The sequence below is a fragment of the Companilactobacillus baiquanensis genome, assembly GCF_003946605.1.
GTDB classification, from domain to species: domain Bacteria; phylum Bacillota; class Bacilli; order Lactobacillales; family Lactobacillaceae; genus Companilactobacillus; species Companilactobacillus baiquanensis.
In genome coordinates this window covers 83912-99106 of the sequence record NZ_RHOQ01000002.1, presented here as the reverse complement: position 1 = coordinate 99106, position 15195 = coordinate 83912, and the positions used below count along the sequence as shown (strand labels likewise).

Here is a 15195-nt window from a genome sequence, read left to right as displayed (position 1 = left end):
CAGACCTCTAACATTGAGGACATACTATGCCCTATGCATATTATATGATTATTTCAATTATGGCAAATCAAACTGTTACCAAATTTGGAAATATTGACCATTTGCAGGTACTAAATAACTTCCTAATGGTGAGTCAGAATCTTTGCTATAAACATTTACTTGATATCCTTCAACATTGTTCCAAGTTACTTTACCATTTGAAACATACTGTGTTGTAGAACGATCATAAGTTGCTGCTAGAGCAGTTCCTAAATATGAAGCTGCCTGATCAGCAGTTGTTATATTTACAGAATTTTGACTATTAGATTGCGTTGTTTGATCATTACTAGAACTATTATTATTGGCACTAGTATTAGAATTTGTACTTGAAGTTGTCTTATCATTTGTACTTTGTTGGTTCTGTGATCCAGTATTACTATCATCATTACTGCTACTTGATGAGTTATTTACTGGAGCACTACTCTTCGTAGCTGCTTTTTTAGTAGTCTTTTTCGATGCAGAATTACTAGTTTTGGATGATTTAGTATTTGAATCTGATGATGTATCAGCAGATTGCTGACTGGCACATCCAGCAAGCGATACGGAAGCAAGAGCAACAGCAGCTAGTGATAATTTTTTAAACATTTCGGGTACCTCCCTGTTAGGTATATTGTATCTAAGGGGTAGATTTTATTTCAATAGTTCACAATAAACATTAATAAATCTTATCAAAATCGATTTTTTCACCACTTCTAAATTTTCTCGAATATTCAATAGATTTATCAACAATAATACTCTGTGCATCAATTACATTGTAATCGTGGTCTGGTGCCTTTTCTTGGGCATAAGATAATTCTGTACATCCCAAAACTATCACATCACAATTAAATTTATCATGCATAGTTTTTAAAATATCATGATACTTATCAGCATCCATGACACCTTTTTCTTTAATATCATCATAGATCAAGCTTTCAACTTGGTCTTGAACTGCTTTATCGCCTAAAGAATAATCAAATCCAGCTGCCTTTATTTCATCTTCATAAATATGATCTTCGATCGTACCTTTTGTAGCAATTAAACCAATTCGAGCATTAGGGTATTTCTTTTTCATAACTGAAATTGCCATATGTGGCATATGAATCAACGGTATTTTAGTTGCCGCCTGCAATTCCTTATAGTAATAGTGTGCTGTGTTACAAATGATCACCATAAACTCTGGATCAAGTTTACTTTGTTGTTTAATATCTTCAAGTAATGGAGGTAAAAAGCTAGGCTTACTGTGATCTAAGATATGTTCTGTTCGATCAGGTACAGTAGCGTGATTTACAATAATGTAATCTAAATAATCTTGATCCTTTTTTGCATTGGTTCTTTGGTTCAATAGATGGATATAACTCTCGGTTGCAAGAGTTCCCATTCCACCAATAACTGTAAAGAATTTCTTCATATTGTTATCCCTCGATATCTTTCAAAATACCTTTAGCAATTACCGTGTCGGTTGGATAAGGCACATCTACACCTTTAATTTTTTGATATGGATCGTCACCCTTAGCAGCTAAAACCACAATATCATCACCGCTGCTGTTCTCAATCATCTCACGAATCGCGCTTGGACGGTCAATAATTGTCTTTACGTCAACTTTAGAATGATCGATGTTTTCATCAATTTGGCGACAAATATCAGCTGGATCTTCAAAGGCTGGATCATCTGTTGTTAAAATTGCTGCATCAGCAGATTCCGTTAATGCCTTACCAAATCCGGCCCGGCGTGATACACCTTTATTACCTGGACTGCCGACAACTACTTTAAGTTTTGACTTAGGATACTCTTCACGCAAGAATCCTAGTAGAGCCTTCATACTAGCATAATTATGGGCATAATCCACAAAAATTGTCCCGTGATTTTTGGTATTGATATGCTCCATTCTACCGGGAACTCGAGCACTTCTTAAACCTTCAACGATATCTTTTCGATCAACTTTGGCAATTCTTGCGGCAATAATTGCGGCGGCAGCATTCAACTCATTGAAATCACCAACTAAACCTAGTTTGTATTTGCCAGCTAGATCTAACTTTTCAGCTTTATCATCAGTTGCTGAAAGTTCAAAAATACTATCGCTTAAAGTTGTTTCTTTACTTGTAATGTTTACATCAGCATCTTCACGTCCAAATAAATAAATTTGATCATCTGAACTAGTTTCCTTGGCTGCTGAATAAACCGTCTCGAATTCATTTGTTTGACGATTGATAATATTAACTTTGGAATTTATTAGTAATTGTTTTTTACAGTATAAGTAGTCAGCAAAAGTTGGATGCTCGTTTTCACCAATATGATCGGGAGTAATGTTTAAAAATCCACCAATATCAAATGTTAAGCCGTATACACGGTTCTTTTTATAAGCTTGAGATGAAACTTCCATTACTAAATACTTTGCACCATTTTTCACGGCACGATGCATATCTCTAAATAGATCTAAAGATTCAGGAGTTGTTAAATCAGATTTAAATTTATCTTCTGGCTTAGGTCCAACGATTCGATCAACTGTTGAAAATAGTGCCACTTGACCTGGGAAAGCACGTTTTAACATATCATATGTGAAATATGACGTTGTTGTTTTACCTTTTGTCCCAGTAAAGGCGATTATAAATAAATCATTCTCTGGATTACCAAAGTATGCGGCACTTAATAATGACAATGATTTTTGAATATCATTAACAATTAAATGATCCGTTTCTTTATCAAATTCTTTTTCTGCCACATATACTTTTACGCCCTTATTTAAGGCTTGTTGAAGGTACTCTGGTTTAAAATTATTTCCTTTACAAAAGAAGATTCCATCGGTTTGATCTTCCTTTGAGTTATAACTGATATTTTTAACAATTTCTTGATCATTACTGATTTGACTAGAAACCAATAAATCATGCTCTTTTAGTAAACTGATAGCTTTATCTATACTTAAACTCATCTTACTATTTCAACCTGCCTCTAAAATAGATTCTCAAAAAATTCAGTGATTTGGTGCCATAAGGACTTCTGAACTTTTTTGATTTTTTTAATAACAACTTCTTCTTTAGGATAAGGTAAATAACCACTTGGAGTATTAGTTGCAATTAATTTATACGTCTTATTATTTACTTTTGTCTTAAATCCTAAATCGGTCTTAGATACATTATAGCTTAACGAATTCTCATTGAAATCTTTTGGGAGCCACATATATACATCGTTTTCATTTTTATATTTCTTTTTATTATGAGCGATTGTAATTTCTTGATTTTTAGACAAGATCTTTTTGTTAGTAAAATTATCTTTAACATATTTTGCCAAATTTTGTGTGGCTCTAAAGCGCTTATCCTGATCATCATCATCTCCACCGGCATCCATAACGATCGTTACGATCCGACTATCCCCCATTGGTAGGGTTCCAACAAAAGAGTCTCCAGCTTGATCAGTCGTACCGGTTTTCAAACCATCGAACTCATAGCCTTCTTGATAATCTCGATTACCATTTAACAATAGATTAAGAGAAGTATATGTCTTAGTCTCACTACCTTCAGGGAAAAGGAAATTTTGCTTGGAAGTTGTTTTCAAAATTTCAGGATACTTATTTAAAACGTGCTTAACAATAATTGCAATATCATTTACTGACAACTTATTTTCAGCATCACTTTTACCAAGATACATTCCCTTTTTAAGATCACTATTGTTTAGCCCAGATGCATTGTTGATCTCAGCATCTTTAATGCCCCATTCTTTTAAAGTCTTGCGCATTAATTTAACAAAACTAGCTTGATCTCCAGAGATTTTTTGTGCCAACATCATTGCAGCAGAGTTAGACGAAACGATCCAAGCTGCGTTATAAAGGTCTTTAACTGTATAGGCTTTATCAACATCTAATCGCACATTCGTCAATTCATCACTCTGGGTCATTTCTGACTGTTCAACAGTTGGAGTTAATTGATCAGACTCACTCAATTTACCTTCTTTAATAGCCTTTGTAACTAGATAAAGAGTAATAATTTTGGTGATCGAACCAATTGCCACCTTCTTTTCAGGGTCTTTTGAATAAATTATTTGGCCGGTGTTAACATCAAACGCCATAGCGGCACTAGCATTAACATCAGGTTCAGTAGCAGCTTTAACATTTTTTAAATTAAGTACGGGTAGTGTAACGATCAAAACTGATAAGACAATTAAAAACTTTTTTAAAAATTTGTTCATACTTATTCCTCGCTAATCATTGGAAAACGAATCGTAAATGAGGTCAATTTCTCATTTGAGGTTGCAGTTATAGTGCCACCATGCATTTCGATCATACTTTTAGCAATTGCTAATCCTAAACCTGTTCCGCCAGTTTTCTTAGAACGTGAATCTTCAACTCGATAGAAACGATCAAACAAATTTGGCAGTGATTCTTTAGGAATGGAACGACCGTTATTGGCTATCGTTACAACGACTTCATTATTTTTTTCTTTCGCCTTTAAATATAGATCTGTAGCCCCAGCTCCATATTTAAATGCGTTGGTGATTAAATTATTGAATGTTCTGCCTAATTTTTCGGTATCACCATTCATCATAATTGTCTTAGGATCAGATTCAACATTAATTTTAATGTCACGTTTTTTTGCTTCCAGTTCAAAATCGGCTGATAGCTGTTCCAACATTTGCACCATATCAAAATGCGTTAGATTCAATTTACTCGTGGCATGCTGGACATTAGCATATTCAAATAGTGAATTTACCAAGTTTTGCATTTCTAGAGATTTTTTATAAGCAACGTGAGTGTATTTTAAAATCTGATCAAGATCTTGGTAATTTTGACTCTCGATCAACCCTAAATAACCAATAATAGACGTTAATGGTGTTCTTATATCGTGGCTCACATTAGTAATTAATTCATCTTTACTTTTTTCTGAACGTTTTTGTTCTTCAATGTGTTCATTAGTATTGGATATTAATAGATTTATACTATTAACGATCCCTTGCAGTTTCTTATTTACTTCTAAATCAATTTTTTGATCTAATTTACCAGCCGCAATTACTTCTAATTGTCTTTCAACCTTACGTACCTCGTATTGTTGATAAGTTTTCACCGCTACATTTATTGAAACGGCTAATTCGATAATAATAACGATTGCCAAAAAGAACCATATACTCCAATTTGAATGTATCAAATCAGTTTTTAAAGCTGCCATAATTGAGCTTAGGCCACTAAACTTCTGATGACTAAAAAAGAGTTCTGATATAACGATCAAAATTGAATTTACTATTTGAAATAAAAGAAAGGTGCCTATTCCTTCTGTTAGGAGGACACCTTTTTCTTTACCGTTCAACTTAATTTTCTTATCCAAGAACTAAACCTCCACTTTGTAACCAACACCCCAAACGGTTTCGATAACTTTTTCTCCATCAGTGGCTTCTTCTAATTTGTCACGTAAATGACTAACGTGAACCATAACTGTTTTGGCAGAGACTACACTTTCTTGTTTCCAAACTCGTTCAAAAATTTCATTTGCTGAAAACACCTTATTAGGATGGCTGGCTAATAAATACAAAACTCCAAATTCAAGTGCAGTTAATTGTACTTTACTACCAGATGATGTTACAACTTCGTGGGAATCTTTATAGATAGTGATCGGACCTATTTCCAATTTATCAGGCACATTTTTAGCTGATAATTGCTGGCTGCGACGCAGAAGTGATCTGATCCTAGCCATGATTTCCAATGGATTAAATGGTTTAGTAACATAATCATCAGCACCAGTGATCAGACCTTGGATCTTATCCATATCAGTTGTCTTAGCGGAAACAATAATAATTGGAATTTGCGAATCCTTACGAACTCTTTTAACTACTTCGATCCCATCAAGTCCTGGCATCATAATATCCAAGATCATCAATGCAATATCACTATGATCCCTTAATGCGTCTAAAGCCTCTTGTCCAGAATAGGCCGTAACGGGTTCATAACCCTCATTTTTAATGTAGATACTTAGCAGCTCTACAATTTCTTTATCATCATCAACGACCAAAATTTTCATAAGACAAACCTCACAGTGAAATTTACAATATAGTATTATTATACAATATTATGTTAGTGTATTACTAACTTAGAAAAACAAAGGAATACTAAATGAATTATCTAAAAAAAAGAATCCGTTTTATCCTTATCTTTATCTTCTCGTTAGCAATTCTAGCATTAGTCCAATGGGAAATAAAAAATAACCCTGGGTTAACTAGTAATAGATTTGTTTTTATCTCGGAGATGCTGAAAATATTCTGTGGTGGCTTTGCGCTATACAGTGTTATTCAGTTTTTCAGGGTAAAATAGAAAAAAATAAAGCCTCAACCAGTGAACTCACACTGATTGAGGCTTTTTATATTCTAATGTTCAGCTTCTGACATCCATTCCTTGAATGATGACTTCTTAATGTCAGCGCCCTTACTATTGACCTTTGATGCAGCCAACTTACTTAATCTCTTTTTTTCAGCTTTATCTAACTTTTTCATAATCTAAAACCTCCATATATTACGTCTTTTAAAGACCTTAATATGAGTTAAAGAGAAAGAAAATAGGTAGCAGTATGTGATTGTCCATACCAGTTGGCGTTAACTATCTTGCTAGTCAGCGTTGACGCCTGTTCTTTCAGTAATTCATATGTCCAATCGAGATTATAGTAACACAAATCATTAAAAATACTAAAATAAAGTGCTGATTTAGAAGAAGCTTCTTTCATGAATATCCATAAATCTACGGTATAGGAATCTTGCTCCAAAGGCAACTGCTGCAACTATTAAGTAACCAATTCCACTTAGTGAAGGATTAATAGATGTTGGAATTGCTTGGGCCAAGCCTAAGAAGACCATCATCATTGCCAAACCAGCTACTAAATAACCGATCGTTACTAACCAGCCTGGTCTTTCGTTCTTTGGTTTTCTCATTTGTATATTGAACCATGTTAATAAGTAACCCCAAAGGAATGACAAAATTAAAAGTGTCAAAAATCCTGTCTGATTAGTAGGTTGTTTTTTATTAGTTAGTGCCACGACACCATAAAGTAATCCAAACATTGTTAGGAATAATAATGAAGTATCAATTCCTAAAGCCCAAAATGGTGTTTTCTTTTTGGGCTTAACTGGATGAGCAATATCGCCAGATTTTTTAGTAACTGGCCCATATAATTGATTTGCTGGAATACCCTTAATTTGATTTTCAATGATTTCTTTGATCAAATTATCGACTGACTCTTTGGCTTCATCTTCAGTAAAGCCGTCTTGAATCAATCTCTTATTCAACTTGAAAACATATTCCTCATTTTTATTTGATAATTGCTTACGTAAATCATCAACATTAGCACTTTGAATTTTTTCTCTAGTCAATTCCTGTTTTTCTTGTTTCGCAACTTTACTTTTTTGCTTAACAGCTGCTTTTTGGTTCTTTTCTCTTATATCGTCTGACATTAATTCTCCCCCTGGCTAGACATTAAAGCGGAATTCAATAATATCCCCATCTTGTACTTCATAATCTTTACCTTCAAGTCTCAACTTACCTGCTTCTTTAACAGCAGCGCTACTGCCGCATTCATCGAGATCTTTAAAGGACATTACTTCTGCTCGAATAAATCCACGTTCAAAGTCAGAGTGAATAATACCAGCAACTTGCGGTGCTTTCATATCTTTATGGAAAGTCCAGGCACGTGTTTCTTTACCACCTGCAGTAAAGAAAGTTCTTAATCCTAGTAATTTATAGCTAGCTTTGATCAACTTATCAAGACCAGATTCACTAACACCTTCTGCTTCTAGAAAATCTCTTCTGTCATCATCGTCAAGTTCAGCGATTTCTTCTTCTGTTTTGGCAGAAACACCGATAACTTCAGCATGTTCTTTCTTAGCAAAATCCTCAACAACTTTGAAGTATTTAGAAGCTTCTGGATCAGACATATCATCTTCAGCAATATTAGCAACATATAAAACTGGTTTTGAAGTTAACAAGAATAGTCCTTTAACGATTTTTTGTTCTTCTTCGTTAAATTCGATCTCACGAACTGAACCGCCTTCTTCAAGGACTGGTTTGATCTTTTTCAAAACTTCAAATTCAGCAATAGCTTCTTTATCTTTACTTCTAGCTTGTTTTTCAACTTTTGTATAGCGTTTATTAACACTATCCAAGTCTGCAATACTTAATTCCATATTAATAGTTTCAATATCTTCTAATGGATCGACTTTACCAGTAACACTTGTAATATTGTCGTCATCAAAGGCACGTACAACGTGAACGATGGCGTCCACTTGGCGAATATTTTCCAAGAACTTATTACCAAGTCCTTCACCTTTACTAGCACCTTTAACGATTCCGGCAATATCTGTAAATTCAAAAGTTGTATGAATGATCTTTTTAGCAGGGATCAACTCATCAATTCTTGATAAACGTTTGTCAGGTACTTCCACCATCCCCACGTTAGGATCGATAGTAGCAAATGGATAATTTGCCATCTCCGCACCAGCTTTTGTGATGGCATTAAATAGTGTCGACTTTCCGACATTTGGTAAACCGACGATTCCGGCAGTAAGAGCCATTGTTAAATTTCCTCATTTCTATTGATATTTGGTCGTGCAATTTGTGTTTGCTTTAAATAAAATTGTTCTTTTGAAGGATCCACTTGGTCTGCGTTAGTTAAAACTTTTTTAAATTTAGTCTTAAATTCACCGCGCGGAATCATTACAATATGTCCACAACCGAGACATTTCACCTTTATATCTGCGCCCATACGAATGACTTCCCAACGATTTTCCCCACAAGCGTGAGGTTTTTTCATCGTTATAACGTCTCCTAAATTATACATGTTGTCTCCTCTAGTCCAATTTAATTCCTAATAAGTCTAAAATTCTATTTAAATCTTTAGTATTAGAAAAATCAATCTCTAGTTTACCACTACCTTTGCGGCTTTCTTTCACTGCCACTTGAGTATCAAACTTTTCGACCAATTTTTCTTCAGTAGCTTTAATGTAAGGAGATTTAACTGGGGCGATCTTCTTCTTTTTTCTACTGTCATGTTTAGTTTCTGTCGCTAATTGCTCTAACTGACGAACGGTTAGATCTTCACTGACGGCCTTTTTAGCTAATTGATCGATCTGGTCCTTATCTTTTAGGCTTAACAAAGTTCTAGCTTGGCCCATGGATAGATCACCATTTTGAACCAATTTTTTAGTAGCTGGCGGCAAATTGAGTAATCTCAAATAATTAGCGATATAAGGACGACTTTTTCCTAGACGTTGTGATACTTGTTCTTGTGTTAAATTCAGTTTAGAAATCAAGGTTTGATAGGCATCGGCTTCTTCTAGCGGTGTTAGATCTTCTCTTTGGAGGTTTTCTAAAACTGCGATCTCCATCATTCCTGATTCACTTAATGGACGAATGATTGCTGGTATCGTTGTTTGTTTAGCAATCTTACTTGCTCTAAAGCGGCGTTCACCAGCAATAATTTCAAACCCATTAACACTTTCACGAACGATAATAGGTTGAAAAACACCATTTTGTTCGATGGATCTAGCTAATTCATTTAAAGCATGTTCGTCAAAGGTTTTTCTAGGCTGATAGGGATTCGGACGAATATCTTCGAGTGAAAGATCAACAACTGTCTCACTATTTTCATCAATTGCTTCAAATTCAGAAAAAATCGCATCGATTCCTTTACCAAGACCTTTTTTATTTTTGCTTGATACCATTACGTTTTAACACCTCCTTAGCTAGTTCACGATAGGCTTCTGCTCCACGTGATTTATCATCAAAATCAACTATTGGCAAACCATAACTAGGTGCTTCTGCCAGTCTGGTATTTCTAGGCACAATTGCTTTATAAACTCGATCACCAAAGTAAGACTTAACTTCTCCAACTACTTGAGCGCCAAGATTAGTTCTAGCATCTAGCATTGTTAATAAAACACCTTCAATTGCTAGGTTATTATTAAAATGCTTTTGAACAAGACGGATCGTGTTCAATAATTGGCTTAAACCTTCCAATGCATAATATTCGCTTTGAACTGGAATAATGATTGAATCACTTGCAGTAAAGGCATTGGTTGAAAGCTGTCCTAATGAAGGTGGACAATCAATCAAAATAATATCGTATTGATCATCAACTTCTTCAATTCCAGATCTTAATCTAGTTTCACGAGCCATCATTGTTGTAAGTTCCATTTCAGCACCAGCAAGCTGAATTGTGGCTGGAACAATGTCTAGATTTGGATGTTTTGAATGAATAATTGTTTTAGCTAATGGATATTCATTAACTAAAACATCATAAATATCTTTTTCAACGTGAGCTTTTTTTATTCCTAAACCACTAGTGGCATTACCTTGAGGATCAGTATCAATAATTAAAACTTTTTGACCAAGGTCAGCTAAACATGCACCAAGGTTGATAGTAGTTGTTGTTTTACCTACACCACCCTTTTGGTTTGCGACAGATATTTTTCGTGCCATTTTATTCCCCTATTCTTCAATTTAAAAAATTATTTGATTTCTATCCAACGAGTGGTTTTCTAGCCGGTGTTCCAGGTTTTCTAGGATACTTTTTAGGTGTAGCTTTTGTTTTTTCAACAAAAATGAAGTTTCTAATTCCCTCATTATTAGGTAATTCAAATGACTTTTGAGCACCTACTTTACCACCTAAAATACTAATCGCATAAGTTGCTTCGCTTAATTCCTCTGGAGCTTTTTCAGACTTCATAGCAATAAACTTTCCGCCTACTTTAGTAAATGGCAAGCATAACTCCGTTAAAACATTCATTGCTGCCACAGCGCGAGCTGTCACAATGTCATATTTTTCACGATAAAGTTTATTTTTACCCAGTTCTTCGGCTCGTCCATGGACTAAGTTGATCCCTGTTAAATCTAATTTATCAGCCAAGTTATTCAAAAATTTGATTCTTTTATTCAAAGAGTCGATCATCGTTATCTTCAATTTAGGATTAACTATTTTTAAAGGAATTGATGGAAAACCAGCACCCGATCCAATATCACAAAGTGATAATTCTTCAGTTAAAATTTTTTCATCAACGAATCCCAAAACTAATGAATCATAAAAGTGCTTCAAATATACTTGTGACTCTTCAGTAATAGAAGTTAAATTCATTACTTTATTAGTTTCCACTAATTCATGAAAATAAATTTGAAATTGTTCTTTTTGTTTATTACTTAACTCAATACCCCGTTGTGACAATGCTTGATAAAATTCTTCCGGTTTCATTTAGATCCTCCACTCGTGAAACACTTGTTTCACACTATTTAATCGTATATTATTCCCGAAACAAATTCAATGATAGTTCTCCTTTTTAGAAGTATAAAAATGTCCTGAAAATTGGATTTTTTATTAAATTTTGAACAAATGTTTGATACGATATTTATATCCAAAAATTAGGGGGGATTTTATATGAAATGTCCGAATTGTGGCGCAGATATTACAGCTGGCCAAAAATTCTGCAATAAGTGTGGCTTTGATTTAACCAGTGTCGCACCAAATAAACAAGCTGAACCAAAAAATATCAAGGAAGCTTCTCCAGCAAAACCTGTTGAGGCTAAACCAACTCAAGCATCAAATACTAGTCCTATTCTAGGTTTTTTAAGCAATAATCCAGCAATGATATTTGTTTTTGTTTTACTTTCTGCCTTTGTCTATTGTTTTTACACTGACATTGGAATCATTATTTTTGTTCTAGGCATACTAGGAATTTTGTATCTTTATTCAAAAAATGGTAAATCTAGCCAAGAAATTGAATTTAATAAAACAATCGAGGGGATCATCCCGTTAAAGGGACAAAATGACAATAAATTTTTGTTACTAGAATTCTTGGCATATGGAGCTAATATTATTGCTATTTTTAAATTACCAATACTAGATTTAACAGATATATTCAAACTGGCCGATTCCAACATCTTTACTTCTGCGATTGGCGATAGATTAAATGATATTTTCAACGGTGGAAATATCTCTTTATATAAATTTGGTACCTTAATATCAAAATTGACAACCATACTGTCTTCTTATTATAAGGATGATAAAACTTCCGAGGCCACGGAACTTATACGGGGATTAACAGAAATAAAATGGGGTATTTATGTAATTATTTTTTGTGCACTTCTAGCTATAGTTTCAAAATTCATCAAGAACTACGAAATACCTGCACAACTTATCGCAGGAGCAGTTCCAACACTGATCTTTATTCTTGTTTACTTTAGAATTAAAAATGGCGGATCTGATTATGCTGTTCTAGCTACATTCTTAGGATCTGGTTTCTACTTAGCTTTAGTTGCTTCAGTTGTTCTAGTAATAACTTCTTTGATCCGCATCGGAAAGAATCAAAAGAAGGCTTAAAATATGAAAAGGAAAAAAATTATCTCAATTTTTCTTCTTTTATTTCTTATGGTTTCAGGAACTGTTTTCCTTAGTTCATGTAGTAGCCAAAAAGAAAAACCGACCCAAACATCCAAAACAACAAAGAAGTCTAATCACACTACAAAAAAGAAGGAACAAAAAATCAAAACAGTTGCTGACAGATTAAAAAAATCATCAAAAAAACAATTGATCTATGCTCCACTTGGAGATTCTCTTTCCGTAGGATTATTCGCTGATAGTAAGTCCAGTCGCTTCACAACTTTATTTGCCAACGATATTGAAAAAGCAACTGGAAAAAGTGTATCCGAACAAGGTATTTCAGTAGTTGGTAAGACAGCATCAAACTTTGGAGTTTATCAAGTCAACAGCATTGTTAGTAAAAATCCAGATATAGTTACAGTTGAATTTGGGACCAATGATGCCGCCGGTGGTGCTACTCCTAGCGCCTTAAATGCTTATGAAAATTCCATGAATCAAATAGTTGATACTTTACAGGAAAAAACTAAAGCACAAATTATTTTAATGACAACGTGGTCGCCTAAAGGTGGAGAGCATGCGGCAGATGATAAGCAATTTGACCAAATAGTTTATAAAATTGCTAAACAAAAAAATTTACCTGTTGCTGATTTGTCTACTATTTGGGAGCATAACGATGACGTAACGGGTCCTGCCGGAAAAACTATAAGTGATTTTTCAGATTATCTAACCAGAGACAATTTCCACCCCAACCAATTAGGGCATGATAAAATTGCCGAACTTTTAAATAAAGAATTAAATAGGGAGGGTACTTATGAACGATAAAGAATTTTGTCCAAATTGTGGTAAACCAGTTTCTAAAAGTGATGATTTCTGTCAAAACTGTGGATATGATTTAAAAAAATATCGTAACCAAACAAAAACAGAGACCCCTGATACTGCTGCATCTGAGCAACCAAAAACTCCAGTACAAACAAAAACGGCGGTTCAAGAGAGCAACTCAAAAAATAATCAAAAAAAGAAGAAATCTCCACTTGTTCCAATTATCTTGGTTATCGTTTTATTAATAGCAGCTTATCTTGGAGGGGATTGGTACTTTAGCAAGTCCAGACAAACTCAAACTTTAGCTGATAATTTGACCAGTGGCGTTACTTCTAAGATGGCATCTGCTGCCGTTACAGAAGATGGTGACAAAATTTCTCAAAGTGAGCTTAAACCATTAAGTAAGCTATATTTGAAAAAGAGTTCTACTAGTAATAAAGTAAAGAATTCAATTTTAAAAGACAGTCAAGATACTAACTTTAAAGTAGCTGAAGTTGGAAAATATTTAGGAATTTTTCCTAAGTATAAAGTTGTTGTAATCAAGCAAGCTATCGAAATTGAAACAAACATCAATAATCCTTCCTTCAAACTTAATGGGAAGACCATTTCTTCAAGAAATGATGATGGAGAATATAAACTAGCTAAAAAGATTCCAGGATTATACAAAGTTTCAGTTAGCAGCAAAAAAACTAAACAAGTTATAATTCCTATTGCTGGTGATTCAGACGAATATACCATCAACAAAGAGGTTTTAACTAGCGATGATGATGATAATTTAACAACCAATGACTCAAATGACTATTCAAGTTCAAATTCTTCAAATAGACGTACCTATACTGAAGATGACGACGATGATTATTATGAATCAGATGATGACGATGATACTTTCTTAGGTACTTGGACTAATGATACTTCCACAGTTAGTTTTAGCGGTGACGGTACTTATAGCCTTGATGACAAAACTGGTACTTACAAAGTTAATTCTTGGGATGGTGATCAAATTTCCATAACTTATTATGAAGATGGCAAATCCGGTCCCGGCTGGACAGCTTCATATACCTTAGACGATGACTCATTGGAACTTAATTCAAATCATATGACTTGGTATAGATAGGTATTAGAGAGTGGGACAAAACATGTTCAGCTTTCGAGCATTAAGATAAAAATTACCAGTAATCCGATTTTGGATTACTGGTAATTTTTATTTTAAGCGGAAAAAGCTATGTTTTGTTCCACGTTTATGCTGCATATTTCGAGACAAAATAATTTGGTCCCAGACTCTATTCGTTTTAATCGGAAGTCGTTTTGGCATTATAAACTTCCACACAAAAATCTTTTTTGCCACAATTGGGGCAAGTTAATTTTCTAGTTTTCAATGTATGTTTTGCAAAAAATGCTTGCTTAAAATCAGGTTTAAATTCTGTGTTGCAGTTGGGACAAATATATCTAGTATTCTGAAAATATATTTTAGTTAAAATTGCTGCCACAACTAACGCCAACAAAATTCCCGATCCAAACCAGATCCAGTTTCCCGTTATTATTGAAGTTACTAAAGTAGCAACTTCAATAATATCCATTACTAATCCCCCACCAATGATTTTAAAATGTAATTTTCTCAAAGATTTTTTGTTATCCATGATGTAGTCTATGTCATCTATTGAATTTATAGGAAAATTATTTAAACTAGGCAGGCTTTTTTTAACATTCTCGATAATCTTTATCTGAATTTCTGCTTCATTTAACTCATTTTTCAATTTTTTAGCTTGTTCATCCAATAAAAGAGTTAAAATCTTACTAGAATTACTTTTTGATAAAATTTGATGTATTGAATCTAACGTCAAACCCATACTTTTTAATAATAAAATCAATTTTAATCTCTTTAAATTATGTTCATCATATAACCGACGACCACCTTCTGTTCTAGAAACTGGTTTAAGTAAATTCTTCTTATCATAATATTGGATAGTTTTTACAGACACATTGCCTAATCTAGCAAGTTCTCCAGTTGTATATGACATAAAC

At 33.9% G+C, this 15195-nt stretch carries 17 protein-coding genes; 3 read left to right on the top strand and 14 right to left on the bottom strand.

Features of this window, described 5'->3' with window-relative positions; genetic code table 11:
* Positions 1 to 75: 75 nt before the first annotated feature.
* From EKM77_RS04175 to rsmG, 13 genes are all read right to left on the bottom strand, one after another.
* Positions 76 to 624, bottom strand: a complete 549-nt coding sequence (locus tag EKM77_RS04175; protein WP_125592800.1) for a hypothetical protein — start codon at positions 622 to 624, stop codon at positions 76 to 78.
* Positions 625 to 694: 70 nt separating this feature from the next.
* A complete protein-coding gene (locus EKM77_RS04170) occupies positions 695 to 1429 on the bottom strand; it encodes an aspartate/glutamate racemase family protein (protein ID WP_125592799.1) in 735 nt (244 codons plus the stop codon).
* A gap of 4 nt (positions 1430 to 1433) precedes the next feature.
* Positions 1434 to 2948: a UDP-N-acetylmuramoyl-L-alanyl-D-glutamate--2,6-diaminopimelate ligase gene (locus tag EKM77_RS04165; RefSeq protein ID WP_125592798.1), complete on the bottom strand. Its 1515-nt coding sequence runs from the start codon at positions 2946 to 2948 to the stop codon at positions 1434 to 1436.
* Between the two features lie 20 nt (positions 2949 to 2968).
* Positions 2969 to 4201 (bottom strand): D-alanyl-D-alanine carboxypeptidase family protein, encoded by a 1233-nt coding sequence (locus EKM77_RS04160; RefSeq protein WP_125592797.1) that lies wholly within the window; start codon positions 4199 to 4201, stop codon positions 2969 to 2971.
* Between the two features lie 2 nt (positions 4202 to 4203).
* Positions 4204 to 5331 carry a sensor histidine kinase gene (locus tag EKM77_RS04155; RefSeq protein WP_125592796.1) on the bottom strand — a complete coding sequence of 376 codons (1128 nt, stop codon included), beginning with the start codon at positions 5329 to 5331 and terminating at the stop codon, positions 4204 to 4206.
* Between the two features lie 3 nt (positions 5332 to 5334).
* Positions 5335 to 6021: a response regulator transcription factor gene (locus tag EKM77_RS04150; protein WP_125592795.1), complete on the bottom strand. Its 687-nt coding sequence runs from the start codon at positions 6019 to 6021 to the stop codon at positions 5335 to 5337.
* A gap of 343 nt (positions 6022 to 6364) precedes the next feature.
* Positions 6365 to 6490, bottom strand: coding sequence for a hypothetical protein (locus tag EKM77_RS11125; RefSeq protein WP_263852890.1), 126 nt, complete (start codon positions 6488 to 6490; stop codon positions 6365 to 6367).
* Positions 6491 to 6697: 207 nt separating this feature from the next.
* A complete protein-coding gene (locus tag EKM77_RS04145; protein ID WP_125592794.1) occupies positions 6698 to 7441 on the bottom strand; it encodes a DUF1129 family protein in 744 nt (247 codons plus the stop codon).
* A 15-nt stretch (positions 7442 to 7456) separates the two neighbouring features.
* A complete protein-coding gene (gene ychF, locus EKM77_RS04140) occupies positions 7457 to 8557 on the bottom strand; it encodes a redox-regulated ATPase YchF (protein ID WP_125592793.1) in 1101 nt (366 codons plus the stop codon).
* Positions 8558 to 8559: 2 nt separating this feature from the next.
* Positions 8560 to 8823 carry a DUF951 domain-containing protein gene (locus tag EKM77_RS04135; protein ID WP_125592792.1) on the bottom strand — a complete coding sequence of 88 codons (264 nt, stop codon included), beginning with the start codon at positions 8821 to 8823 and terminating at the stop codon, positions 8560 to 8562.
* A gap of 10 nt (positions 8824 to 8833) precedes the next feature.
* Positions 8834 to 9706: a ParB/RepB/Spo0J family partition protein gene (locus tag EKM77_RS04130; RefSeq protein ID WP_125592791.1), complete on the bottom strand. Its 873-nt coding sequence runs from the start codon at positions 9704 to 9706 to the stop codon at positions 8834 to 8836.
* On the bottom strand, positions 9687 to 10463 hold the full coding sequence (locus tag EKM77_RS04125) for a ParA family protein (RefSeq protein WP_125592790.1): 777 nt from the start codon (positions 10461 to 10463) through the stop codon (positions 9687 to 9689). The genes EKM77_RS04130 and EKM77_RS04125 overlap by 20 nt, the downstream gene beginning before the upstream one ends.
* Positions 10464 to 10503: 40 nt before the next feature.
* Positions 10504 to 11229, bottom strand: a complete 726-nt coding sequence (gene rsmG, locus EKM77_RS04120) for a 16S rRNA (guanine(527)-N(7))-methyltransferase RsmG (protein ID WP_125592789.1) — start codon at positions 11227 to 11229, stop codon at positions 10504 to 10506.
* Positions 11230 to 11412: 183 nt separating this feature from the next.
* On the opposite strand from rsmG, the gene EKM77_RS04115 reads away from it, so the two are divergent.
* The 3 genes from EKM77_RS04115 to EKM77_RS04105 are packed head-to-tail and all read left to right on the top strand — an operon-like array spanning position 11413 to position 14287.
* The gene (locus EKM77_RS04115; protein ID WP_125592788.1) at positions 11413 to 12354 is read left to right on the top strand and encodes a zinc ribbon domain-containing protein; all 942 of its coding nucleotides are present in this window, start codon (positions 11413 to 11415) and stop codon (positions 12352 to 12354) included.
* 3 nt (positions 12355 to 12357) lie between these two features.
* Positions 12358 to 13176 carry an SGNH/GDSL hydrolase family protein gene (locus EKM77_RS04110; protein ID WP_125592787.1) on the top strand — a complete coding sequence of 273 codons (819 nt, stop codon included), beginning with the start codon at positions 12358 to 12360 and terminating at the stop codon, positions 13174 to 13176.
* Positions 13166 to 14287: a zinc-ribbon domain-containing protein gene (locus tag EKM77_RS04105; RefSeq protein ID WP_125592786.1), complete on the top strand. Its 1122-nt coding sequence runs from the start codon at positions 13166 to 13168 to the stop codon at positions 14285 to 14287. Before EKM77_RS04110 ends, EKM77_RS04105 begins: the two co-directional genes overlap by 11 nt.
* A 175-nt stretch (positions 14288 to 14462) precedes the next feature.
* Here the strand turns inward: EKM77_RS04105 and EKM77_RS04100 are convergent, their stop codons facing one another.
* Positions 14463 to 15191 (bottom strand): MerR family transcriptional regulator, encoded by a 729-nt coding sequence (locus EKM77_RS04100; protein WP_225425184.1) that lies wholly within the window; start codon positions 15189 to 15191, stop codon positions 14463 to 14465.
* Positions 15192 to 15195 lie beyond the last annotated feature (4 nt).

Coding starts and splice junctions, on each gene's coding strand:
- EKM77_RS04135 (WP_125592792.1), bottom strand. CDS start 8,823: ATGTATAATTTAGGAGACGTTATAACGATGAAAAAACCTCACGCTTGT.
- EKM77_RS04175 (WP_125592800.1), bottom strand. CDS start 624: ATGTTTAAAAAATTATCACTAGCTGCTGTTGCTCTTGCTTCCGTATCG.
- EKM77_RS04160 (WP_125592797.1), bottom strand. CDS start 4,201: ATGAACAAATTTTTAAAAAAGTTTTTAATTGTCTTATCAGTTTTGATC.
- ychF (WP_125592793.1), bottom strand. CDS start 8,557: ATGGCTCTTACTGCCGGAATCGTCGGTTTACCAAATGTCGGAAAGTCG.
- EKM77_RS04110 (WP_125592787.1), top strand. CDS start 12,358: ATGAAAAGGAAAAAAATTATCTCAATTTTTCTTCTTTTATTTCTTATG.
- rsmG (WP_125592789.1), bottom strand. CDS start 11,229: ATGAAACCGGAAGAATTTTATCAAGCATTGTCACAACGGGGTATTGAG.
- EKM77_RS04105 (WP_125592786.1), top strand. CDS start 13,166: ATGAACGATAAAGAATTTTGTCCAAATTGTGGTAAACCAGTTTCTAAA.
- EKM77_RS04100 (WP_225425184.1), bottom strand. CDS start 15,191: ATGTCATATACAACTGGAGAACTTGCTAGATTAGGCAATGTGTCTGTA.
- EKM77_RS04115 (WP_125592788.1), top strand. CDS start 11,413: ATGAAATGTCCGAATTGTGGCGCAGATATTACAGCTGGCCAAAAATTC.
- EKM77_RS04150 (WP_125592795.1), bottom strand. CDS start 6,021: ATGAAAATTTTGGTCGTTGATGATGATAAAGAAATTGTAGAGCTGCTA.
- EKM77_RS11125 (WP_263852890.1), bottom strand. CDS start 6,490: ATGAAAAAGTTAGATAAAGCTGAAAAAAAGAGATTAAGTAAGTTGGCT.
- EKM77_RS04165 (WP_125592798.1), bottom strand. CDS start 2,948: ATGAGTTTAAGTATAGATAAAGCTATCAGTTTACTAAAAGAGCATGAT.
- EKM77_RS04125 (WP_125592790.1), bottom strand. CDS start 10,463: ATGGCACGAAAAATATCTGTCGCAAACCAAAAGGGTGGTGTAGGTAAA.
- EKM77_RS04145 (WP_125592794.1), bottom strand. CDS start 7,441: ATGTCAGACGATATAAGAGAAAAGAACCAAAAAGCAGCTGTTAAGCAA.
- EKM77_RS04130 (WP_125592791.1), bottom strand. CDS start 9,706: ATGGTATCAAGCAAAAATAAAAAAGGTCTTGGTAAAGGAATCGATGCG.
- EKM77_RS04170 (WP_125592799.1), bottom strand. CDS start 1,429: ATGAAGAAATTCTTTACAGTTATTGGTGGAATGGGAACTCTTGCAACC.